Raw genomic sequence first — 18,826 nt, forward strand, 5'->3', positions numbered from 1 at the left:
AAGGATAGCTTATGCGGGCCGAGGCCCAAGCCAATATTGACCGGATCGAAGCAGCGCTGGATCTGGTCCGTCAATCGCTCGATTGGGAGCGCGCGTTGCGCCGCCTTGATGAGCTGGATGCCCGCGTTCAGGATCCTACATTGTGGGACAATCCCAAAGAGGCGCAGGCCATCAGCCGAGAGCAGAAAACCCTTGAGACAGCGGTAAATACGGTTCGCGAGATTTCAGCGGAAATGTCGGACGCGATCGAATTCATCGAAATGGGTGAGGCCGAAGGCGAAGAAACGATCGTCAATGATGGTCTGGCAAGCCTGGAAAAACTCGCCAACCGTGCCGACGCCGACAAGGTGCAGGCGCTTTTGTCTGGTGAAGCGGATAACAACGACACCTATCTGGAAATCCATGCCGGCGCAGGCGGCACGGAAAGCCAGGATTGGGCAGAGATGCTGTTCCGCATGTACGGACGATGGGCCGAACGGCGCGGGTTCAAGATCGAGACGGTCGAGTATCAGGCTGGCGATCAGGCAGGTATCAAATCGGCAACCTTATTGATCAAAGGTGACGGCGCCTATGGCTATTCCAAAACGGAAAGCGGCGTCCACCGGCTTGTCCGCATCAGCCCTTATGACAGCGCGGCAAAGCGTCACACGAGCTTTTCAAGCGTGTGGGTTTATCCGGTTATCGATGACGATATCGAAATCGAGATCGATCCATCGGACCTTAAGATTGATACATACAGAGCCTCTGGCGCGGGTGGTCAGCACGTCAATACGACCGATTCCGCCGTTCGCATAACGCACCAACCCACCGGAATCGTGGTGGCCAGCCAAAATGACCGGAGCCAGCATAAAAACCGCGCGACTGCGATGAATATGTTGAAAGCGCGGTTGTTTGAGCGTGAGATGGCCGAACGTGAAGCGGTCGCATCGGGCGAATATCAGGAAAAAAGCGATATCGGATGGGGGCATCAGATCCGGTCCTATGTCCTGCAACCGTATCAGATGGTCAAAGATTTGCGCACCGGCGTCACGTCGAGCTCGCCTGACAAGGTGCTGGATGGCGAAATCGATGAATTCATTTCCGCGGCTTTGGCTCAACAGGTCACAGGGGAGACTGTCGATATCGAGGACGTCGAATGAGGCGTGTCGTCGATAAAGGCTGGATCGCTCCCAAAGGCCATATCGCTCGTGAAGACATGCCGCGTGCAGGTGCCGCTTTTGCTCCGTTTTCGCCCGGTTTCGGGGCTTTGCCAATTCCATGATGCGTATTCCTACCTTTGCTTTGCTTTGCATCATGCCCTTGTTCGCGGCGTGTGAGGGCCTTGTCCCAGATCAGAACCGTGCCGATAGCGCCGCCGAATTCCCGCGGCCCGACCGGCCCGTTTCCAAGGTCGTATCCAACGAATTTTCAAACGAAGATGCGCGCGATGAACGCGGCGAAGCGCAAGTGGTCATGGATCTCGCCAATATCGAAGAAGGCACAACGGTGGCCGATATCGGCGCGGGCGAGGGATACTATACCATTCGTCTTGCCGAACGTGTCGGCAATGACGGACGCGTTCTGGCGCAAGACATTAGCCGCGAAGCGTTGGAGCGGCTTGGCCGGCGGGTTGAACGCGAACGGCTTGAAAATATTTCGATAAAGCTGGGGCAGCCCGACGATCCGCAACTTCCCGTGGACAGTTTTGACCGAATTTTTCTGGTCCACATGTATCACGAAGTGCAGGAGCCTTATGCGTTTTTGTGGCGTCTTTGGCCGGCATTGGCAGCCAATGGCCAGATCATCGTTGTCGATGTGGACCGGCCCACGGACCAGCACGGCATCTCGCCTAAGCTATTGTTTTGCGAGTTTGAAGCGGTCGGTTACAACCTTGTCGAGTTTATCGAGCGGCCCGACATTCGCGGCTATTTCGCTCGTTTTGAACGCGGGGAACAGAGGGTTGAACCGTCAGTTATAAAGGCATGCAGCAACGGGTAATCCGTGCGGCGATGATGGCGCTCAATTATTGCACTGAAAGCGCAGCAACTCTATGGGCACTAACAAATGACGCGTACAAGGCAACGCGCAGGGGAGCATTCCATTGTTTAAGGGACTTAGCCCGATTGTTTACGGCGGGCGTGAAGTGTGGCCGCTTGTCGAAGGCGGCAAAGGCGTATCAGCAACCAACCATTCCAGTTCGGGCGCATGGGCTGCGGCAGGCGGCATCGGTACCGTCTCGGCGGTTAATGCGGATAGCTATGATGAAAACGGCGATCCGATCCCGCAGGTTTATCCCCAGGCGACACGGCAGGAACGCCACGAACAGCTGATCAAATACGCGATTGATGGTGCCAGCACTCAGGTCAAAAAAGCCTATGAGATCTCCGGCGGCAAGGGCGCGATCAACATCAACGTCCTGTGGGAAATGGGCGGGGCTCAGGCTGTACTCGAAGGTGTTCTGGAAGAATGCAAGGGTATGATCACCGGCGTCACTTGCGGCGCGGGTATGCCTTATAAACTCGCTGAAATCGCAGCGCGCTTTGATGTGTGTTATCTCCCCATCGTCAGCTCGGGCCGGGCCTTCCGCGCATTGTGGAAACGCAGTTACAAGAATGTGCCGCATTTGATGGCTGCAGTGGTGTACGAAGACCCGTGGTTGGCAGGCGGTCATAATGGACTTTCGAACGCCGAAGACCCGACCAAGCCCGAAGATCCGTACCCGCGTGTAAAAGTTCTGCGCGATATGATGCGTGCAGAAGGTGTGTCGGATGACGTGCCCATCGTAATGGCGGGCGGCGTTTGGTGCCTTCGCGAATGGAACGATTGGATCGACAATCCTGAATTGGGCACAATCGCGTTTCAGTTCGGCACGCGCCCGTTATTGACGCAGGAAAGCCCGATTCCGCAGGTCTGGAAAGACATGCTGCGTAACGTCGAAAAAGGCGATGTCCTGCTTCACAAATTCTCACCGACCGGGTTCTATTCAAGCGCGGTGAAAACGCCGTTCTTGTATGATCTGATGCATCGCAGTGAACGCCAGATTCCATTCTTCAAACGAGGAGAGGAAGAGGGCACTGTGCAATTGAGTGAAGAAGGCAAAGCGAGATCATTCTGGGTGATGCCAGAGGATAAGCAAAAGGCCGAAATCTGGATGCGGGCAGGGCACACAGAGCCCCTTAAGACGCCCGATGGGACCATAGTTTTTGTTGAACCCGATACTCGCGATACTATTCGCAAGGACCAGCAGGATTGCATGGGCTGTTTGTCGCATTGCCAGTTTTCCAGCTGGAAAGACCACGACGATTACACCACCGGACGCCTTGCGGACCCTCGCAGTTTCTGCATCCAGAAAACGCTGCAAGACATCGCGCATGGCGGCCATCCCGACGATAATCTCGCCTTTGCAGGGCATGCTGCATACCGGTTTAAGCAGGACCCGTTCTACTCGAACAATTATACGCCCACCGTTGGCGAATTGGTCGAGCGGATTTTGACCGGGGACTGATGGCAGTCCCTCCTTAGCGGAGGGCTGTTTTTTGGTAGTATTTCAGACCAGGGCGGCGCGGATCAATCCAGTTCCCATCCGCGTTCACCGTGGCTTGAAATGTCCAACCCGTCCTGCTCATCGTCGGCGGCCACTCGCAGCGGGAACACGATCGATACCATTAGCGCGATTATGACCGTGCCGACTGCGCTCCAAAGCGCGACCGCGCCAATGCCGATGGCTTGCGCTGTGAGCTGGCTGGTCATGGTCATTTCGCCGAAATAGCCGGTTCCTCCAAAATCGGGCGAGATAAATACCGCCAGCAGCATCGTGCCGAGCAAACCTCCCATCCCGTGGACTGCGAAAACATCGAGAGAATCATCAATGTGCCAGCGGTTTTTCACGAGCTGGATCGCTCCGTAACAAATCAAAGATCCCAAAATACCGAACAGAATTGCGGCCCCCGGTGAAACGAACACAGCCGCTGGAGTAATTGTCGCGAGGCCGGCAATCGCGCCGGTTGCCCAGCCGATACTGGTTGGTTTGCCAAGACTCAGTTTCTCGCACAAAAGCCATGTGAGAGCTGCGGCGCTTGCGGCAATATGGGTGGAGATAATCGCGCTCGCGGCATTATCGTTTGCGCCAAGCGCAGAGCCGCCATTAAACCCGAACCACCCAACCCACAAAAGCGCGGCGCCGATTACTGTGAGAACCGGAGCGTGAGGCATCATGAATTGTTCTGGAAAGCCTTTGCGTTTGCCAAGCAGCATGGCGACCACAATCGCCGATACGCCTGCGGTCGTGTGCACAACGAGGCCACCGGCAAAATCCAGCGTTCCGTATTCACTCGCCAGCCAGCCGCCGCCCCACAGCCAGTGGGCGACCGGAGCATAAACGATCAGCAGCCACAGCGCGCTGAAACCCAGAACCCATGAAAACCGCGCTCGCTCCACCCATGCGCCGACCATCAAAGCCGGAGTAATGACAGCAAACGTCATCTGAAACAGCGCAAACGCGCTTTCTGGCACGAGGGTACCATCGCGCACATTTGCCAGTTCCTTGAACAAAACCGCGTTTCCGCCGCCGATCCATCCATTTGTTACCTGTCCGAACGCCAGAGTGTATCCGACAACGACCCACAAGACAGAGGCCAAGGCTGCGATTGCCCCGCATTGGAGGAGGACCGAAAGCACATTCTTTGCTCTCACCAGACCGCCGTAAAACAGCGCAAGGCCAGGTAAAGTCATCAACAAGACAAGCGCAGAACTTGCCAAAATCCATGCAGTGTCGCCCGTATCAGGTACGGCCAGAGCGGCGGGGTCAGCGATCATAGAAAAATTATCCGATCAATGCGGTAAGGACTTGGTCCGGTGGGCGGTGGCCGTCCGCCCAAAAGCGGATATTGGCGATAACTTTTTCTCCCGACGCCTCGCGCCCTTCGGCCGTGGCGCTGCCGATGTGCGGCAGTGTCATGACATTGGGATGTTTGAGCAAACGCTCATCCACATTGGGCTCGTCTGGATACACATCCAGACCGGCACCGATCAATTTGCCAGCATAAAGTGCGTCAATAAGCGCATCCTGATCGATCAGCTCGCCTCGCGCCGTGTTAATTACGCTCGATCCGTCTTTCATCAGCGAAATCCGCCGCGCATCCAGCAGGTTACGTGTGTCTTCGGTCAGGGGGCAATGGAGCGTGAGAATATCGGCTTCGGACACAAGCGTATCCAGATCACCAACATAGCGCGCGCTTAGCATTTGTTCCAACGCATCGGGCATCCGCTTGCGATTGTAATAGGCTACTTCCAACCCAAATGCGCGGGCACGGTGGGCAACAGCCTGTCCGATCCGGCCCATGCCGACAATACCAAGCGTTTTCCCGCCGATCTTCCGGCCCAAAAGACCGGATGGCGCCCAACCGGTCCATTCGCCTTTACGCACCAAAGCTGTGCCTTCGCGGATGCGGCGCGGAACCCCGATAATACCGGCCATCGCAATATCTGCTGTATCATCTGTGAAAACACCGGGCGTGTTTGTAACGATGATTTTGCGAGCGGCAGCGGCGGCCAGATCAATATGTTCTGTGCCCGCACCGAAACTGGCGATCAGGCACAACCGTTCTCCTGCGGCCTCGATCATGCCTGCATCGATCCGATCGGTGACAGTTGGCACCAATACGTCACAGTCCTGCATTGCCGCGATCAGGGAATCGCGGCTCATGGGTTCATCACTGGAGTTCAGCGTTGCCTCGTAAAGCTCGCTCATGCGCGTCTCGACACTGGGCATCAATTGACGCGTCACCACCACTTTGGGTTTGCCAGAGGGAAAGTGCGGCGGTGTGTGATGTGTAGTCATGCAATGGGGCTAAGGCGATAGAGGCGGGGCGGTCAAGATGCCGCGAACAGGCCCCGCGAACAATGGTGGAAATCTCTTTACATCAATCCCTGTTGATGCGGCCACCGATCAGGCTACTATCGGTCATTATGACCGCTGTTCGTATTCTCTCCTTTTTGGCCTTCGTAGTGTTTATCGCCGCAGGGATCACCGCGAGCCCTGCACATGCTCAGGACCGCGAAACACCGTATTGGGCATCGCTTCGATATGATGAAGTCCGCATGCGGGTCGGACCGAGCGGCGAATATAAGATTGAATGGCTGTACCGGCGCAAGGGATTGCCAGTAAAAGTCGTGCGCATGCGCGAGGGATGGCGATTGGTCCAGGACCCCGAAGGTGTTCAGGGGTGGATAGCCGCCAGCCAGCTAACACTGGATCGCGGTGCTTTGATTATCGGAGACGGGCTGGTCGATATGCGGGCTTTGCCCGATGCATCATCCAGCCTGCAATGGCGCGCAGAACCCGGCGTTGTTGGCAGGCTGCTGGGATGCCGCGAAGAATGGTGCGAATTGGATGTAACTGGCCGCCGTGGCTGGGTTCCAGCTGATCGGATATGGGGCGCGGGCGAGCCTTAGGGCCCGCCCGCGTACAATCGAAATTTTCAGACGAGTTCGAGTGCCACTGCGGTGGCTTCACCGCCGCCGATGCAAAGGCTGGCGACGCCTTTTGTCTTGCCCTGCGTCTTTAACGCGTTGAGCAGAGTTACGATAATGCGCGTACCCGAGGCCCCGATAGGGTGCCCCAGAGCGGTTGCCCCGCCGTTTACGTTGATCTTTTCATGCGGGATGCCGATGTCGCGCATGGCGAACATGGAAACGCAGGCAAACGCCTCGTTCACTTCCCACAGATCGACGTCATCAACGCTCCAGCCGGCATTTTTCAGAACCTTTTCAATCGCGCCTACCGGTGCAACGGTGAAATCCTTTGGAGCGCGGGCGTGGGCGGCCATGGCAACGATTTTGGCAACCGGAGTGGCGCCTTTGTCCTTGGCTACGCTCGCACGGGTCAGAACCACCGCTGCGGCACCGTCCGAGATCGAGCTGGATGTGGCTGCTGTGATGGTGCCGTCTTTCGCAAATGCGGCGCGTAGCTGCGGGATTTTGTCAGGACGACCTTTGCCTGGCTGTTCATCGGTTTCGACGGTCACATCACCTTTGCGGGTGGAGAAAGTGACAGGAACAACTTCACCGGAAAAGGCACCGCTTTCAATCGCGGCGTTGGCGCGGCGCAGGGATTCGATTGAATATTCATCCTGCTCTTCACGGGTCAGTTGATATTCGTTCGCTGTATCCTGAGCAAATGTGCCCATCGCCCGGCCTTCCTCGTAGGCATCTTCCAGCCCATCCAGGAACATATGATCATAGGCGGTGTCATGACCGATACGCGCGCCTGAGCGGTGCTTTTTCAGCAGGTATGGCGCATTGGTCATGCTTTCCATGCCGCCTGCAATAACCATGTCGATTGTTCCGCTGGCCAGGGCCTCTGCGCCCATGATGACGGTCTGCATGCCTGACCCGCACACTTTGTTGACAGTTGTCGCCTGCACTGATTCCGGCAGACCGCCCTTGATAACCGCCTGACGCGCGGGGGCCTGACCCAATCCGGCGGGCAGTACGCAGCCCATGTATGCTCGATCAAAATCGCCGCCAGCTATTCCTGAGCGTTCAACAGCGGCCTTAACCGCAGTCGCTCCGAGGTCGGTAGCCGATACATCAGAAAGCGCGCCTTGCATTCCGCCCATCGGTGTGCGGGCGTATGAAAGAATGACAACGGGATCGGCTTGGGAAAAGTGCGGCATTCGAATGCTCCTGGGATGAAGAATCTGGTTTCAGCCATGTAATCGTGCGGGGCGGCAAGTTCAATCAGCTATGGTGCGGCTTGCAAGCGCGGCGACTTTCCATCAAACATGATAGCAAATCAAAACGGAAAAATTCCTTTGGGAGATGCACATGGCCGATGACCGCCGCGAAGAACTCGAAAAACTGCTTAAGCGACAACGTGACGCTTTCACCGCATCGCGCCCCGAAAGCATGGCGATGCGCAAAGACCGTATCAAGCGGGCGATGGCCTTGCTTAAGGAGCACGCCGAAAACCTCTGCAAGGCAATGAGCGCCGATTTTGGTAACCGGGCGGTCGAACAATCGATGCTTACGGATATTGCCGGCACGGTTGGCGCGGGCAAACATGCGCTAAAGAATATGGATAAATGGGCCAAGCCCGATAAGCGGCCAGTGCAATTCCCGCTCGGGTTGCTGGGTGCGAAGGCAGAAGTGCGCTACGAACCCAAAGGCGTTATCGGCATTCTCAGCCCGTGGAATTTCCCCGTAAATCTGGCGTTTTCGCCGCTGATGCAGGTTCTCGCGGCGGGCAATCGCGCGATGATCAAGCCGAGCGAGTTCACCGAGCGCACAAGCCTTTTGATGGCCGAGCTGGTCGAGGAATATTTCACTCCGGATGAAGTAGCAGTGGTAACCGGCGGACCTGAAGTTGCAGCTGCATTTTCTTCACTGCCTTTTGATCATCTGGTATTCACCGGCTCTACCGAGACAGGCCGGCGGGTAATGCAGGCGGCGGCTGAAAACCTTGTTCCGGTGACGCTTGAACTGGGCGGTAAATCGCCGGTTGTTCTTGGACGTAGTGCGGATTTCGAAAAGGCGGGAGAACGCATCGCGCTGGGCAAGATGATGAACGCAGGCCAGATCTGTCTGTCGCCGGATTACATGTATGTGCCCGAGGAAAAGCAGGACGAAGCCATTGCTGGCGTGTCCAATGGTGTCGCCAACCTTTATCCGACACTGCTTGAAAATGATGACTATGCCTCGATCGTATCAGATCGACATTTTGAACGCCTGCAGGGTCTGGTTGAGGACGCACGCGAGCAAGGTGCCGAAGTGATCGAGGTGAATCCAGGCGGCGAAGATTTCAGCAACGCCAATCAACGCAAAATGCCGTTGAACATCATCAAGAACGTGCATGATGATATGAAGGTGATGCAGGAAGAAATCTTTGGTCCGATCTTGCCTGTAAAGACATACAAAGCAGTCGATCAGGCGGTCGATTATATCAACGAGCATGATCGCCCGCTCGGGCTGTATTATTTTGGTGATGACAAAGACGAGCAAGAGCGTGTTCTTACCCGTACAATATCGGGCGGTGTTACGACTAATGACGTGATTTTCCATGTTTCAATGGAAGACCTGCCATTTGGCGGTGTCGGGCCATCGGGCATTGGCAGTTATCACGCGATCGAGGGTTTCCGTGAATTCAGCCATGCACGGGCAGTCTATCACCAGCCAAAGATTGATATTGCGAAGCTGGGCGGGTTCAAGCCGCCTTATGGCAAGGCGACTGAAAAAGCCGCTGCGGGCATGATGAAGTAAGAAAAACCGGGCCTTCTCCGCGCGGAATGCGGGGAAGGTTCGATATTCTGCAACGATTAAGCGTAGATTTGATCGAGTCGCGCTCTTGCGCCGAAAAGGTGACACGCCTAGACGCGCCTCAGGGATTAATCAGACTTGGAAATCGCTGTGATCGACCTCAGCCAGTATCTACCGATACTGATATTCATCTTCATCGCCTTTGGTTTGTCGGTGCTTTTCGTATTTTTGCCGATGGGCGTCTCGCGTCTAACCGGCTCGCACAATCCAGATGCGGAAAAGCTCAGCGAGTATGAATGCGGGTTTCCTGCATTCGAAGACGCGCGCAGCCAATTTGATGTGCGGTTCTATCTGGTCGCGATCAGCTTTATCATCTTCGATCTTGAGGCTGCGTTCCTGTTTCCTTGGGCGGTCAGCCTTGGTGAAACACAATGGGTCGGTTGGATTGGCATGATGACATTCCTGTTCATCCTCGCCGTCGGCCTTGCTTACGAATGGAAGAAAGGAGCTTTGGATTGGGAATGACAGGCTCTTCGAACAATACGATTATCACTCCGGCGACCGTGCCAATCAGCGCGAGCGAAGCGGCGATGACTATGCCGACTGCAAAGGGCGGCGAGATCAAGCAGCCCGATGCGGACTATTTCAACGCGCTCCAGACTGAGGTGAATGACAAGGGTTTCCTCGTCACCTCGACCGAAGATGTGTTCCAATGGGCGCGCACAGGATCGTTGTGGTGGATGACATTTGGTCTTGCGTGCTGCGCGGTGGAGATGATCCACGCCAACATGCCGCGTTATGATATGGAGCGGTTTGGCGCTGCGCCGCGCGCGTCTCCGCGTCAATCGGACCTGATGATCGTTGCAGGCACACTCTGTAACAAGATGGCGCCCGCGCTGCGCAAGGTTTACGATCAGATGTCCGATCCGAAATATGTGATCAGCATGGGCAGCTGCGCCAATGGCGGCGGATATTATCACTATTCCTACAGCGTCGTTCGCGGCTGCGACCGGATCGTGCCAGTCGATATCTACGTGCCCGGCTGTCCTCCAACAGCCGAAGCGCTGCTTTACGGTGTGATGCAATTGCAGCGGAAAATCCGCCGCGCAGGGACGATTGAGCGGTAATCATGGCTGTTCTTCATTCCGCTCCGAAATATGCATCGAATGACGGCGTGGTTGCTGCGCTTAGCGAAAGCATCAGTGTCTGGCTGCTGTCTGCGGCTGAAAAGCATGGTGAGGTTATATTCACCGTTCAGCGCGACGCGATTGCAGAAGTTCTCCGCATTTTGCGTGACGATCACAAATATCAACAAATGATGGAAATGGCCGGTGCCGACTATCCCGATCGCGCCGAGCGGTTTGAAGTCGTTTACATGCTGTTGAGCTTGACAAAAAATCATCGGATCATGGTGAAGTGTTCAACCGATGAAAACACGCCGGTTCCGACCATCACCACGCTGTGGCCCAATGCGGGCTGGTTAGAACGCGAAGTGTTCGACATGTACGGTGTCACGTTTGCGGGCAACAAAGACATGCGCCGTATCCTCACCGATTACGGTTTCGAAGGGCATCCCTTCCGTAAAGATTTCCCAATGACCGGTTATACCGAGCTGCGGTATTCCGAGGAGGAAAAACGGGTGGTGTATGAGCCTGTCGAACTGCCACAGGATATGCGGACATTCGATTTCCTAAGCCCATGGGAAGGGTCCGATTATGTCTTGCCGGGTGATGAAAAGGCCGATGGCCCGCCCGAAGTCGACAAACCGAAAGTAACCGAGAAGCCTTCGGATACGGGAGCGGGCGAAACGGCCGAGAAACTGGCGGAAGAAGGCACCGATGCTGTTCCGCCGAACATGGTCGAAGTCGAAATTGCCGATGAAAAAGAGGAGGGCGGAGCATGAGTATGCAGATTGAAGAATCGCCCACCACAGATGGCGAAGTCATCTCGAATTACACGATCAACTTTGGCCCGCAGCACCCGGCCGCGCACGGCGTTTTGCGCATGGTAATGGAGCTTGACGGCGAAGTGATCGAACGGATCGATCCGCATATCGGCTTGCTGCACCGCGGCACCGAAAAGCTGATCGAGCAGAAAACCTATCTTCAGGCGCTGCCTTATTTTGACCGGCTCGATTACTGTTCGCCGCTGTGTCAGGAGCATTCCTATGTGCTCGCAATTGAGAAGCTGCTGAACCTCGAAGTACCGGAGCGTGCGCAATATCTGCGTGTGCTGTTCGCCGAGCTGACCCGGATCTGCAATCACATGCTCAATATGGGTGCGCACGTGCTGGACGTGGGGGCGTTTACGCCGAACCTGTGGATCATGGATCTGCGCGAAGATTGCATGAACTTTTTTGAGCGGGCTTCGGGCGCGCGGATGCACTCTGCATGGTTCCGTCCCGGCGGTGTTCATCAGGATGTGCCGGAAAAGCTGCTGGTCGATATTGGCGACTGGCTCGATAACCGGTTTTTCCAGCTGTTCGACGACGCGATGAGCCTGGTGATCGACAACCGCATTTTCAAACAGCGTAACGTCGATATCGCCGTGGTCAGCCGCGACGATGCTGTCGCATGGGGCTTTAGCGGCCCGATGATCCGCGCGGCGGGCATCCCGTGGGACCTGCGCAAATCACAGCCTTATGATGTTTATGACCGCATGGAATTTGATATTCCGGTGGGCACAAACTCGGATTGCTATGATCGCTTCATGGTCCGCGTTGCCGAGGTTCGCGAGAGCGCGAAGATTATCAAACAATGCATCGCGCAAATGCCCAAGGGCGAGATCGCTAGCGCCGATGGCAAAGTTTCTCCGCCGAAACGCGGCGAGATGAAACAGTCGATGGAAAGCCTGATCCACCACTTTAAGCTTTACACCGAAGGCTTTCACGTGCCCGAAGGCGAAGTTTACGTCGCGACCGAAAGCCCCAAGGGTGAATTCGGCGTCTATCTCGTCAGCGATGGTTCAAACAAGCCATACCGCTGCAAGATTCGTCCGACCGCGTTCAGCCACCTTCAGGCAATGGAGTTCATGAGCAAGGGCCACATGCTGCCCGACGCGACCGCCATTCTGGGCGCGATCGACGTGGTGTTTGGGGAGTGTGATCGATGAACAATAAGCGTTTGCTTGGTAGCGCGGCTCTGATTGCGGCCCTTGCTGCGGCGATCCGTTTGCTCCCTCAACTTGAGACCAACGATTTCGCCGCTGGAGTCTCAACCGGCCTTTTTATCGTGAGTTTCATCGCCATCATCTACGCTTTCGCATCAGCGCCTAGCGCCGGGGGGCAAAATGGCTGACCGGACACCCGCACCAGATACGCCTGAACTCCGCGCACGCTGGGGTCAATTCGCTTGGTCAAAAGCGAACAAGGCGAAGGCGGATTATCACATCGCCAAATACCCTGAAGGCCGCCAGAAATCGGCTGTGATGCCGCTGCTCGATCTGGCCCAACGTCAGGTTGGCGAAGAAACCGATACGCAGGGCTGGTTGCCCATGCCGGTTATCGAATATGTCGCCGATTATCTCGACATGCCCGCGATCCGCGTGCTCGAAGTCGCCACCTTCTATTTCATGTACAACATGAAACCGGTCGGGAAATACCATGTGCAGGTCTGCGGCACGACGCCGTGCATGCTACGCGGCTCGGACGACATTATCAGCGCATGCAAATCGCGCGGGATGAAGATGGGCCATGTCTCCGAAGACGGTCTGTGGACCCTCACCGAAGTCGAATGCATGGGCAATTGCGCGACTGCGCCGATGGTCCAGATCAACGATGACAATTACGAAGACCTGACGCCCGAACGCCTTGATGCGGTTCTCGACGCGCTGGCCAAGGGTGAGCAGCCCAAGACCGGCACACAGGAACCCGGCCGCCATACGTCTGAACCTGCTGGCGGAGCGACGACGCTCACCGAGATGGTTGGTACAAACCACGATTATCGGAGCGAATGGTAATGGCTGTTTGGATCGCTCTCGGCTCTGTTGCGATTGCATTGATCGCTGTGATGGTCGCGTTGAACTCTACCGGGAAAGATGACCAGCTATGAATGGCGGCGTTCTCGCATTGGCCATCGCTGGCCTGTTTGGCTTTTTTGCAGGCGCATATCTCGCGGCAACAGGAGAGCGCGCCATTGGCATCATGCTCATGGGGATGGGCCTGCTCTTGCAGGTTTTGACCCTGCGCCAAATGAAACTGGCCAAGGAGAGGGACAATGATGCCCGCTGAATCCGCCAAAAAGCAAAAGGCAGGCGGCATCGCGTTCGTGGCAGCTGGCACGGTCTTTATGGCCACGATCAATGTCGCCTTGGGTGCCTCGTTTCTGGCGATTGGGGCCGCGCTCATCGCCAAAGGAAAGAAGGCTGAAGATGGCTCGTAATTTGCTCGCAATCGCCGGTATCGCCTTCATCATTTTCGGCGCCTATTCGATGGCGACGGATGGTGAAATGCACAATTTCATATTTGTCACGGGAGGGATCGTGTTTCTCTTCCTCGCATATCAAAACCATCTCAAAAACAGCGTGATCTCCGCTGAGGATAGCAATGATGCTGGCTGATAAAGATCGTATTTTTACAAATGTTTATGGCTTTCAGGACTGGGGTCTGAAAGCTGCGCAAGCGCGCGGCGATTGGGATAACACCAAGGCGCTGATTGAGCGCGGTAACGAAGCAATCATCGAAGAGATGAAAGCATCGGGCCTGCGCGGACGGGGCGGGGCAGGTTTTCCCACCGGTCTCAAATGGTCATTCATGCCGAAAGAAAGCAAGGATGGCCGTCCGAGCTTCCTTGTTATCAATGCCGACGAATCCGAGCCGGGTTCATGCAAAGACCGCGAAATCATTCGTCACGACCCGCACAAGCTGGTCGAAGGCGCACTGATCGCTGGTTTCGCGATGCGCGCACGGGCTGCCTATATTTACATTCGCGGGGAATATATCCGCGAGGCAGAGACCCTGCAGAAAGCCATCGACGAAGCGTATGATGCCGGTTTCATTGGTAAGAATGCGAGCGGGACCGGATACGATTTTGACGTGTTCATGCACCGCGGTGCAGGCGCGTATATCTGCGGTGAAGAGACCGCGATGATCGAAAGCCTAGAGGGCAAAAAAGGGCAACCACGCCTCAAACCGCCATTTCCGGCGGGCGCTGGTTTGTATGGCTGCCCAACCACAGTCAACAATGTTGAAAGCATTGCGGTAGTGCCCACGATCCTGCGGCGCGGCGCATCGTGGTTCAGCAGCTTTGGCCGCGAAGGCAACCACGGCACCAAACTGTTCCAGATCAGCGGCCATGTCGAAAAGCCATGCGTCGTCGAAGAGGCGATGAGCATCCCATTCGAGGAGCTGATCGAGAAACATTGCGGCGGTATTCGCGGCGGTTGGGACAATCTGCTCGCGGTTATACCCGGCGGCTCTTCCGTGCCATTGGTGCCTGCCGAGCAAATCCGGCAAGCGCCCATGGATTTTGACGGGTTGAAAGAACTTGGCTCGGGTCTTGGCACGGCAGCGGTGATCGTGATGGACAAATCCACCGATATTGTCCGCGCCATCAGCCGCCTGTCCTATTTCTACAAACACGAAAGCTGCGGCCAATGCACGCCGTGCCGTGAGGGTACAGGCTGGATGTGGCGCATGATGGAACGGCTGCGCACCGGCGATGCGGCAATCGAGGAAATCGACATGTTGCACGAAGTGACCAAGCAGGTCGAAGGCCACACGATCTGCGCGCTCGGCGATGCAGCCGCGTGGCCGATCCAGGGCCTGATCCGCCATTTCCGCCCTGAGCTGGAAAAGCGGATCCACGAGCACAACGCACAGTTCGCGGAGGCAGCGGAATGAGCGCTTCCCGGCTTCAGATAGCGATTGCGTGGGTAATGATGGCCGTTGGAGTGGTCGCTTTGTTCGATGGGTATGCAGGATATTCATCGGGCGATGAATCCATCATAGGCTGGCTAACTTTACCTGTGGCCATGTTCCTACTCGGTGGGTCCACGCTTCTGCGTTCACGCAAACAGATCAGTAACAGCGAGGCAAAAAATGCCTAAGGTAACTGTAGACGGACAGGAAATCGAAGTCCCAGCAGGCGCGACTGTGCTTCAGGCGTGCGAGCTTGCGGGCAAAGAGATCCCGCGTTTCTGCTATCACGAGCGCCTTTCCATTGCGGGCAATTGCCGCATGTGTCTGGTCGAAGTGAAGCCGGGGCCGCCCAAGCCGCAGGCGTCTTGCGCGCTTCCCGCTGCCGACAATCAGGAAATCCGCACTGATACGCCGATGGTCAAAAAGGCCCGCGAAGGTGTGATGGAATTCCTGCTTATCAATCACCCGCTTGATTGCCCGATTTGCGATCAGGGCGGCGAGTGCGATCTTCAGGATCAGGCGGTCGCTTATGGCCGCGGCGGTTCGCGCTATGAGCGTGAAAACAAACGCGCAGTGACCGAAAAATATATGGGCCCGTTGATCAAGACGATCATGACCCGTTGTATCCACTGCACCCGATGCGTGCGATTCTCCGAAGAGGTCGCAGGCGTGGACGAAATCGGCGCGCTTTATCGCGGCGAGGACATGCAGATCACGACATATCTTGAGCAAGCCGCGAGCCACGAGCTTAGCGCAAACGTGATCGACCTGTGTCCGGTTGGCGCGCTGACATCGCGTCCTTACGCGTTCGAAGCGCGTCCATGGGAATTGAAGCGTACTCTTAGTATTGATGTGTCAGACGCGGTTGGCGCCAATATCTCGCTGCATTCAAAGGGCCGCGAAGTCATGCGCGCGCTTCCGCGCATCAATGATGACGTCAACGAGGAATGGCTGTCGGACAAGGGCCGCTATCAGGTTGACGGGCTTTCCAAACGCCGCCTTGACAAGGTGTTCATGCGTAAAGGCGGTAAATTGCAGCCTGCAAGCTGGAACGAAGCCTTCGACGCGATCGCGAGCCAGCTCGGCACCAAAAAATCCTCCATCGCTGCGGTCGCTGGCGACATGGTCGATTGCGAGACGATGTTTGCGGCCAAGACGCTGCTGAAAGCCTGCGGTTCCACTCAGATCGAAGCGCGCCAGACCGGCATGACCTATGACGTTTCGAACATCGCGGCGGTCAATTTCAATTCGACGCTGGCCGGTATTGAAACAGCTGACGCGATTCTGATCGTAGGCAGTCATGTCCGCTGGGAAGCGGCGCTCGTCAATGCGCGCCTTCGCAAAGCTGTGAAAGCGGGCGCGAAAGTATTCGTCGTCGGCCCGGAATGGGAAACGACCTACCCAGCAGAATTTCTCGGTGAAGACCTGAAAGTGCTGAACCGCGTGCCCAAGGCTTTGGGCGATGCAATGAAAGCAGCCGAGCGTCCCGCAATTATCATCGGCGGCGCGGCATTGGCGAAAGGTGCGCTTGCACCGGCGCTTAAGCTGGTCGACAAATTTGGCCTGGTTAAGGATGGTTGGAACGGGTTTAACGTGCTGCACATGAGCGCGGCGCGCATGGGCTCGCTGATGCTCGATTTCACGGTCGAAGGCGGCATGGCTGACATCGCAGCGGCGAAACCCAAAGTCGTTCTGAGCCTCGGCGCGGACGAGATGGATTGCGAACCGTTCGCCGACAGCCTCAAGGTTTATATCGGACACCACGGTGACAAGGGCGCGCATGCGGCGGACATCATCCTGCCAGCGGCGAGCTATGCGGAGAAAGATGGGACCTACGTCAACACCGAAGGCCGCGTGCAGTTCGCTGAAAAGGCTGTGTTCGCGCCGGGTGATGCGCGCGAAGACTGGACGATCCTGCGCGCGCTGGCAGACGCTTTGGGCGTGACTGTTGGTTTTGACAGCTTCGAGGAGCTTCAGGCTGCGATGATCAAGGCGGTTCCGGCGCTTGGCGAAGAAGGCCTCGCGGATTATGGCGACCTGCCGAAAGCGGACGGCAAGGCCAAAGCGGAAGGCGAAATCGCCGCCTATCCGATTGCCGATTTCTACCTGACGAACCCGATCGCCCGCGCAAGCGCGGTCATGCAGCAATGTTCGGCTGAACTGATTCACGGTGATGAAATGCAGGAGGCTGCGGAGTGACCGAATTCTTCCAATCCCTCGGCATGTCCTATGAATGGGCGTGGACCGTCGCGACGCTGACCGGGATCATCGTGATCTCGCTGCTCGTAATGTTCTCGGTCGCGATGGTGATCTATGTCGACCGCAAGGTGCTCGGCGCGATCATGATGCGGCGCGGGCCTAACGTGGTTGGGCCGTTTGGTTTGCTGCAATCATTTGCGGATGGCCTCAAGGTTTTCCTTCAGGAAACGATCATCCCCAGCGCGGCGAACAAGGGTATTTTCCTGCTCGCGCCGATCATCACATTTACAGTCGCGCTCGCGGCGTGGGCGGTGATCCCGTTCGATGCGGGCGTTGTGGTGTCCGATATCAATGTCGGCCTGCTCTATATCCTCGCGATCAGCTCTCTGGGCGTTTATGGCGTAGTGATGTCCGGTTGGGCGTCGAACTCCAAATATCCGTTCTTCTCCGCCATGCGGGCGGCTGCGCAGATGATCTCTTACGAGGTTTCTATCGGCTTTGTGCTGGTCTGCGTTGTGCTGTTTGCTGGCACGTTCAATATGAGCGGCATTGTGATGGCTCAGCAAGGGCATGGCTTCGGCTTCATCAACGGGTTCTTCGTAAACCCGCTGCTGTTCCCGATGTTCGTGGTGTTCTTTATCTCGGCGCTGGCTGAAACCGCACGCGCCCCGTTTGATCTGACCGAGGCGGAATCCGAACTCGTCGCCGGTTATCAGACCGAATACAGCTCTATGAGCTTCGCGCTGTTCTGGCTGGGCGAATATGCCAACATCCTGCTGATGTGCTCGCTGTGCACGCTGCTGTTCATGGGCGGGTGGCTGCCTCCGGTTGAATGGGCGCCGCTGTATTATGTGCCTGGCATCGTGTGGTTCCTGCTCAAGACGTTCTTCTTCTTCTTCCTGTTCAGCTGGATTTGGGCGACCGTGCCGCGGTACCGCTATGACCAGCTGATGCGGCTTGGCTGGAAAGTGTTCCTGCCGATGAGCCTGATCTTTGTCGCAATTATTTCCGGCTATCTGATGGCCACGGGACATTTCTCATGAGCACCGCAACACAGCTCCTCAAATCGTTCACTCTTTGGGAATTCCTGAAGGCGCACGCGCTGACCTTGAAGTATTTCTTCAAGCCCAAGGTGACGATCAACTATCCGTTCGAGAAATCGCCGCTGTCCCCGCGTTTTCGCGGTGAGCATGCGCTGCGCCGTTATCCCAATGGCGAAGAACGCTGCATTGCGTGCAAGCTGTGCGAGGCCGTATGTCCGGCTCAGGCGATCACGATCGAGAGCGAACCACGCGAGGACGGCAGCCGCCGCACCACGCGTTACGATATCGACATGACCAAGTGCATCTATTGCGGGTTCTGTCAGGAAGCCTGCCCGGTGGATGCCGTGGTTGAGGGACCAAACTTCGAATACGCCACCGAAACCCGCGAAGAGCTGCTGTATGACAAGGCAAAACTGCTCGCGAATGGTGACAAATGGGAACGAGCCATCGCGGCTAATCTTGAAGCGGACGCGCCGTACCGTTAAGGGCGCGC

At 56.4% G+C, this 18,826-nt stretch carries 23 protein-coding genes; 20 read left to right on the forward strand and 3 right to left on the reverse strand.

Annotated features, from left to right (window positions below; all coding sequences use genetic code 11):
• Nucleotides 1-11: 11 nt before the first annotated feature.
• The 4 genes from prfB to FGU71_RS12100 all read left to right on the forward strand — a co-directional run bounded on the left by prfB (nucleotide 12) and on the right by FGU71_RS12100 (nucleotide 3,484).
• Nucleotides 12-1,139: a peptide chain release factor 2 gene (prfB, locus tag FGU71_RS12090; RefSeq protein ID WP_142788801.1), complete on the forward strand. Its 1,128-nt coding sequence runs from the start codon at nucleotides 12-14 to the stop codon at nucleotides 1,137-1,139.
• Nucleotides 1,136-1,261, forward strand: coding sequence for a hypothetical protein (locus FGU71_RS14290; protein WP_267901823.1), 126 nt, complete (start codon nucleotides 1,136-1,138; stop codon nucleotides 1,259-1,261). The genes prfB and FGU71_RS14290 overlap by 4 nt, the downstream gene beginning before the upstream one ends.
• On the forward strand, nucleotides 1,258-1,977 hold the full coding sequence (locus tag FGU71_RS12095; RefSeq protein WP_142788802.1) for a class I SAM-dependent methyltransferase: 720 nt from the start codon (nucleotides 1,258-1,260) through the stop codon (nucleotides 1,975-1,977). The genes FGU71_RS14290 and FGU71_RS12095 overlap by 4 nt, the downstream gene beginning before the upstream one ends.
• 103 nt (nucleotides 1,978-2,080) lie before the next feature.
• Nucleotides 2,081-3,484 (forward strand): NAD(P)H-dependent flavin oxidoreductase, encoded by a 1,404-nt coding sequence (locus tag FGU71_RS12100; protein WP_142788803.1) that lies wholly within the window; start codon nucleotides 2,081-2,083, stop codon nucleotides 3,482-3,484.
• Between the two features lie 62 nt (nucleotides 3,485-3,546).
• On the opposite strand, the gene FGU71_RS12105 is transcribed toward FGU71_RS12100, so the two are convergent.
• Both FGU71_RS12105 and FGU71_RS12110 read right to left on the reverse strand, forming a co-directional pair.
• Complete coding sequence (locus tag FGU71_RS12105) at nucleotides 3,547-4,794, reverse strand: ammonium transporter (RefSeq protein WP_142788804.1); 1,248 nt, start codon at nucleotides 4,792-4,794, stop codon at nucleotides 3,547-3,549.
• Between the two features lie 7 nt (nucleotides 4,795-4,801).
• Nucleotides 4,802-5,818: a 2-hydroxyacid dehydrogenase gene (locus tag FGU71_RS12110; protein ID WP_142788805.1), complete on the reverse strand. Its 1,017-nt coding sequence runs from the start codon at nucleotides 5,816-5,818 to the stop codon at nucleotides 4,802-4,804.
• 128 nt (nucleotides 5,819-5,946) lie between these two features.
• On the opposite strand from FGU71_RS12110, the gene FGU71_RS12115 reads away from it, so the two are divergent.
• Nucleotides 5,947-6,432, forward strand: a complete 486-nt coding sequence (locus FGU71_RS12115) for an SH3 domain-containing protein (RefSeq protein ID WP_142788806.1) — start codon at nucleotides 5,947-5,949, stop codon at nucleotides 6,430-6,432.
• Nucleotides 6,433-6,458: 26 nt separating this feature from the next.
• Here the strand turns inward: FGU71_RS12115 and FGU71_RS12120 are convergent, their stop codons facing one another.
• Nucleotides 6,459-7,655, reverse strand: coding sequence for a thiolase family protein (locus FGU71_RS12120; protein WP_142788807.1), 1,197 nt, complete (start codon nucleotides 7,653-7,655; stop codon nucleotides 6,459-6,461).
• 151 nt (nucleotides 7,656-7,806) lie between these two features.
• On the opposite strand from FGU71_RS12120, the gene FGU71_RS12125 reads away from it, so the two are divergent.
• The 15 genes from FGU71_RS12125 (at nucleotide 7,807) to nuoI (ending at nucleotide 18,818) form a co-directional block, all read left to right on the forward strand.
• The gene (locus tag FGU71_RS12125) at nucleotides 7,807-9,237 is read left to right on the forward strand and encodes a coniferyl aldehyde dehydrogenase (RefSeq protein WP_142788808.1); all 1,431 of its coding nucleotides are present in this window, start codon (nucleotides 7,807-7,809) and stop codon (nucleotides 9,235-9,237) included.
• 147 nt (nucleotides 9,238-9,384) lie between these two features.
• Nucleotides 9,385-9,759, forward strand: coding sequence for an NADH-quinone oxidoreductase subunit A (locus FGU71_RS12130; protein ID WP_142789129.1), 375 nt, complete (start codon nucleotides 9,385-9,387; stop codon nucleotides 9,757-9,759).
• Nucleotides 9,760-9,824: 65 nt separating this feature from the next.
• On the forward strand, nucleotides 9,825-10,361 hold the full coding sequence (locus FGU71_RS12135) for a NuoB/complex I 20 kDa subunit family protein (protein WP_185960313.1): 537 nt from the start codon (nucleotides 9,825-9,827) through the stop codon (nucleotides 10,359-10,361).
• A 2-nt stretch (nucleotides 10,362-10,363) separates the two neighbouring features.
• Nucleotides 10,364-11,137, forward strand: coding sequence for an NADH-quinone oxidoreductase subunit C (locus FGU71_RS12140; RefSeq protein ID WP_142788809.1), 774 nt, complete (start codon nucleotides 10,364-10,366; stop codon nucleotides 11,135-11,137).
• On the forward strand, nucleotides 11,134-12,345 hold the full coding sequence (locus FGU71_RS12145) for an NADH-quinone oxidoreductase subunit D (protein WP_142788810.1): 1,212 nt from the start codon (nucleotides 11,134-11,136) through the stop codon (nucleotides 12,343-12,345). The genes FGU71_RS12140 and FGU71_RS12145 overlap by 4 nt, the downstream gene beginning before the upstream one ends.
• Nucleotides 12,342-12,530 (forward strand): hypothetical protein, encoded by a 189-nt coding sequence (locus FGU71_RS12150; RefSeq protein WP_142788811.1) that lies wholly within the window; start codon nucleotides 12,342-12,344, stop codon nucleotides 12,528-12,530. The genes FGU71_RS12145 and FGU71_RS12150 overlap by 4 nt, the downstream gene beginning before the upstream one ends.
• Nucleotides 12,523-13,191, forward strand: a complete 669-nt coding sequence (nuoE, locus tag FGU71_RS12155; RefSeq protein WP_142788812.1) for an NADH-quinone oxidoreductase subunit NuoE — start codon at nucleotides 12,523-12,525, stop codon at nucleotides 13,189-13,191. Before FGU71_RS12150 ends, nuoE begins: the two co-directional genes overlap by 8 nt.
• Before the next feature lie 88 nt (nucleotides 13,192-13,279).
• Nucleotides 13,280-13,462 carry a hypothetical protein gene (locus FGU71_RS12160; RefSeq protein WP_142788813.1) on the forward strand — a complete coding sequence of 61 codons (183 nt, stop codon included), beginning with the start codon at nucleotides 13,280-13,282 and terminating at the stop codon, nucleotides 13,460-13,462.
• The gene (locus FGU71_RS14135) at nucleotides 13,449-13,613 is read left to right on the forward strand and encodes a hypothetical protein (protein ID WP_185960288.1); all 165 of its coding nucleotides are present in this window, start codon (nucleotides 13,449-13,451) and stop codon (nucleotides 13,611-13,613) included. The genes FGU71_RS12160 and FGU71_RS14135 overlap by 14 nt, the downstream gene beginning before the upstream one ends.
• Nucleotides 13,603-13,791 (forward strand): hypothetical protein, encoded by a 189-nt coding sequence (locus tag FGU71_RS12165; RefSeq protein ID WP_142788814.1) that lies wholly within the window; start codon nucleotides 13,603-13,605, stop codon nucleotides 13,789-13,791. The genes FGU71_RS14135 and FGU71_RS12165 overlap by 11 nt, the downstream gene beginning before the upstream one ends.
• Nucleotides 13,778-15,073: an NADH-quinone oxidoreductase subunit NuoF gene (gene nuoF / locus FGU71_RS12170; protein WP_185960289.1), complete on the forward strand. Its 1,296-nt coding sequence runs from the start codon at nucleotides 13,778-13,780 to the stop codon at nucleotides 15,071-15,073. Before FGU71_RS12165 ends, nuoF begins: the two co-directional genes overlap by 14 nt.
• Nucleotides 15,070-15,279: a hypothetical protein gene (locus FGU71_RS12175; RefSeq protein WP_142788815.1), complete on the forward strand. Its 210-nt coding sequence runs from the start codon at nucleotides 15,070-15,072 to the stop codon at nucleotides 15,277-15,279. The genes nuoF and FGU71_RS12175 overlap by 4 nt, the downstream gene beginning before the upstream one ends.
• Entirely contained in the window at nucleotides 15,272-17,290 is a 2,019-nt protein-coding gene (nuoG, locus tag FGU71_RS12180) for an NADH-quinone oxidoreductase subunit NuoG (protein WP_142788816.1), read from the forward strand. Before FGU71_RS12175 ends, nuoG begins: the two co-directional genes overlap by 8 nt.
• The gene (nuoH, locus tag FGU71_RS12185) at nucleotides 17,287-18,333 is read left to right on the forward strand and encodes an NADH-quinone oxidoreductase subunit NuoH (RefSeq protein ID WP_142788817.1); all 1,047 of its coding nucleotides are present in this window, start codon (nucleotides 17,287-17,289) and stop codon (nucleotides 18,331-18,333) included. The genes nuoG and nuoH overlap by 4 nt, the downstream gene beginning before the upstream one ends.
• Nucleotides 18,330-18,818, forward strand: coding sequence for an NADH-quinone oxidoreductase subunit NuoI (gene nuoI / locus FGU71_RS12190; RefSeq protein ID WP_142788818.1), 489 nt, complete (start codon nucleotides 18,330-18,332; stop codon nucleotides 18,816-18,818). Before nuoH ends, nuoI begins: the two co-directional genes overlap by 4 nt.
• Nucleotides 18,819-18,826: the final 8 nt, after the last annotated feature.

Origin of the sequence: Erythrobacter insulae, from assembly GCF_007004095.1 — a bacterium.
GTDB classification, from domain to species: Bacteria; Pseudomonadota; Alphaproteobacteria; order Sphingomonadales; family Sphingomonadaceae; genus Erythrobacter; species Erythrobacter insulae.

Excerpts from the sequence above, each read along its gene's own strand:
- FGU71_RS12115 (WP_142788806.1), top strand. The coding sequence starts at position 5,947 with ATGACCGCTGTTCGTATTCTCTCCTTTTTGGCCTTCGTAGTGTTTATC.
- FGU71_RS14290 (WP_267901823.1), top strand. The coding sequence starts at position 1,136 with ATGAGGCGTGTCGTCGATAAAGGCTGGATCGCTCCCAAAGGCCATATC.
- FGU71_RS12140 (WP_142788809.1), top strand. The coding sequence starts at position 10,364 with ATGGCTGTTCTTCATTCCGCTCCGAAATATGCATCGAATGACGGCGTG.
- FGU71_RS12125 (WP_142788808.1), top strand. The coding sequence starts at position 7,807 with ATGGCCGATGACCGCCGCGAAGAACTCGAAAAACTGCTTAAGCGACAA.
- FGU71_RS12110 (WP_142788805.1), bottom strand. The coding sequence starts at position 5,818 with ATGACTACACATCACACACCGCCGCACTTTCCCTCTGGCAAACCCAAA.
- FGU71_RS12165 (WP_142788814.1), top strand. The coding sequence starts at position 13,603 with ATGGCTCGTAATTTGCTCGCAATCGCCGGTATCGCCTTCATCATTTTC.
- FGU71_RS14135 (WP_185960288.1), top strand. The coding sequence starts at position 13,449 with ATGATGCCCGCTGAATCCGCCAAAAAGCAAAAGGCAGGCGGCATCGCG.
- FGU71_RS12095 (WP_142788802.1), top strand. The coding sequence starts at position 1,258 with ATGATGCGTATTCCTACCTTTGCTTTGCTTTGCATCATGCCCTTGTTC.
- nuoI (WP_142788818.1), top strand. The coding sequence starts at position 18,330 with ATGAGCACCGCAACACAGCTCCTCAAATCGTTCACTCTTTGGGAATTC.
- nuoG (WP_142788816.1), top strand. The coding sequence starts at position 15,272 with ATGCCTAAGGTAACTGTAGACGGACAGGAAATCGAAGTCCCAGCAGGC.
- nuoE (WP_142788812.1), top strand. The coding sequence starts at position 12,523 with ATGGCTGACCGGACACCCGCACCAGATACGCCTGAACTCCGCGCACGC.
- FGU71_RS12175 (WP_142788815.1), top strand. The coding sequence starts at position 15,070 with ATGAGCGCTTCCCGGCTTCAGATAGCGATTGCGTGGGTAATGATGGCC.
- FGU71_RS12135 (WP_185960313.1), top strand. The coding sequence starts at position 9,825 with ATGACTATGCCGACTGCAAAGGGCGGCGAGATCAAGCAGCCCGATGCG.
- FGU71_RS12105 (WP_142788804.1), bottom strand. The coding sequence starts at position 4,794 with ATGATCGCTGACCCCGCCGCTCTGGCCGTACCTGATACGGGCGACACT.
- nuoF (WP_185960289.1), top strand. The coding sequence starts at position 13,778 with ATGATGCTGGCTGATAAAGATCGTATTTTTACAAATGTTTATGGCTTT.
- FGU71_RS12150 (WP_142788811.1), top strand. The coding sequence starts at position 12,342 with ATGAACAATAAGCGTTTGCTTGGTAGCGCGGCTCTGATTGCGGCCCTT.
- FGU71_RS12120 (WP_142788807.1), bottom strand. The coding sequence starts at position 7,655 with ATGCCGCACTTTTCCCAAGCCGATCCCGTTGTCATTCTTTCATACGCC.
- FGU71_RS12160 (WP_142788813.1), top strand. The coding sequence starts at position 13,280 with ATGAATGGCGGCGTTCTCGCATTGGCCATCGCTGGCCTGTTTGGCTTT.
- prfB (WP_142788801.1), top strand. The coding sequence starts at position 12 with ATGCGGGCCGAGGCCCAAGCCAATATTGACCGGATCGAAGCAGCGCTG.
- FGU71_RS12145 (WP_142788810.1), top strand. The coding sequence starts at position 11,134 with ATGAGTATGCAGATTGAAGAATCGCCCACCACAGATGGCGAAGTCATC.